Raw genomic sequence first — 2,149 nt, 5'->3', positions numbered from 1 at the left:
GGGTGCGCGCGGGTGCGGCGGTGGTGCCGGTACGGCTCGACGTGGACGCGCTGCGGGCCCAGGGCACGGAACTGCCGTCCCTCTACCACCACCTCGTCCCCACCGTGCGCCGTACCGCCGCCGTCAGTGACGGGACCACCGCGGACTCCCTGCACCAGCGGCTCTCCGCGCTGACCCGGGCCGAGCGGGAACGGACCCTGCTCAACGTGGTACGGGGCCAGATCGCCGACGTCCTGGGCCACGCCAACCCCGCGTCCATCGCACCCGACCGCGCCTTCAGCGACCTCGGCTTCGACTCCCTCACCGCGGTCGAACTGCGCAACGGACTGAACACGGCGACCGGCCTGCGACTGCCCGCCACCCTCGTCTTCGACTACCCGACCGCCGGCGACCTGGCCGGCTTCCTCCACGACGAACTGCTCGGCACCCTCGACGCCCCCACCGCCACGGCGGCGCGGCACGAGGGCCCCGTGAGCGACGACCCGATCGTCGTCGTCGGCATGTCCTGCCGCTACCCCGGAGGCGTCGAGTCGCCGGAAGACCTGTGGGAGCTGGTCCTGGGCGGCAGGGACGCCCTCTCGGAGTTCCCCGAGGACCGCGGCTGGGACACCCACGCGATCTACGACCCGAAGGGCGAGCGCCCGGACACCACCTACGTCAACAAGGGCGGCTTCCTCCACGACGCGGCCGACTTCGACGCCGCCTTCTTCCGCATCAGCCCCAACGAAGCGCTGAGCACGGACCCCCAGCAGCGCCTTCTCCTGGAGGCGTCCTGGGAGGCGTTCGAGCGCGCGGGCATCGACCCGGCCACCCTCAAGGGCAGCGCCACCGGTGTCTTCGCCGGTGTGATGTACCACGACTACCCGACCAGCCACAGCGCGGGCAGCATCGTCTCCGGCCGCATCGCCTACACCTACGGCCTCGAAGGCCCGGCGGTGACGGTGGACACGGCGTGCTCCTCCTCGCTGGTGGCGCTGCACCTCGCCGGCCAGGCCCTGCGCTCCGGCGAGTGCTCCCTCGCGCTGGTCGGCGGCGTGACGGTGATGTCCACGCCCGCCACCTTCCTCGAGTTCAGCAGACAGCGCGGTCTCGCCGGGGACGGCCGGTGCAAGTCCTTCGCCGAGGCGGCGGACGGCACCGGCTGGTCCGAGGGCGTCGGCGTGCTGGTGGTCGAGCGCCTGTCGGACGCCCGGCGCAACGGCCACCAGGTCCTCGCGGTGGTCCGCGGCTCGGCCGTCAACCAGGACGGCGCCAGCAACGGCCTCACCGCGCCCAACGGCCCCTCCCAGCAGCGGGTCATCCGCGCCGCGCTGGCGGACGCCCGGCTGACCACCGACGAGATAGACACCGTGGAGGCGCACGGCACCGGCACGGTCCTGGGCGACCCCATCGAGGCGCAGGCCCTCATCGCCACCTACGGCCGCGACCGTACGGCCGAGCAGCCGCTGTGGCTCGGCTCCATCAAGTCGAACCTGGGCCACACCCAGGCCGCCGCCGGTGTCGCCGGCATCATCAAGATGATCATGGCCATGCGGCACGGAGTGCTCCCGCGGACCCTGCACGTCGACGAGCCGTCGTCGAAGGTCGACTGGACCGCGGGACGGGTGGAGCTGCTGACGGAGCCCCGGCCATGGGAGACCACCGGGCCGCGGCGTGCCGCCATCTCGTCCTTCGGGATCAGCGGTACCAACGCCCACGTCATCATCGAGCAGCCCTCCGAGGCCACCGAGCCGGACTCCGGCGCCCCGGGACAGGACGATCTCCCCGGCACCCTCCTCCTCCCGGTGTCCGCCGCGGACCCGGCCGCGCTCCGGGCCAAGGCACGGGACCTCGCCGAGCTGCTGGACGCCGCGAACGCCCCTCACCCGGTGGACGTGGCCGCGGCGCTGGCGACCAGGCGCGCGCAACTGGACCGCCGTGCGGTCGTCCTCGGCGCGAGCCGCGACGACCTCCTCACCGGCCTGCGGGCCCTGGCAGCCGGTGAGACCACCACGGGCCTGGTCGAAGCGACCGCGGCCAAGGGCCGGCTGGCGTTCCTGTTCACCGGCCAGGGGGCCCAGCGCGTCGGCATGGGCGCCGGACTCGCCGCCGCCTACCCCGTCTTCGCGCAGGCCCTGGACGAGGTCTGCGCCCACCTCGACCCGCTGCT

General features: G+C 73.6%; 1 protein-coding gene. It reads left to right on the top strand.

From position 1 onward, the window contains the following. The coding region (locus AB0L74_RS34780; protein ID WP_365661615.1) for a beta-ketoacyl synthase N-terminal-like domain-containing protein at positions 1 to 2,149 on the top strand (2,149 nt) is incomplete at both ends.

The organism is Streptomyces sp. NPDC052020 (assembly GCF_040680575.1).
GTDB lineage: Bacteria > Actinomycetota > Actinomycetes > Streptomycetales > Streptomycetaceae > Streptomyces.
The sequence above is the reverse complement of the archived record's forward strand: the minus strand, read 5'-3'. Positions and strand labels throughout refer to the sequence as shown.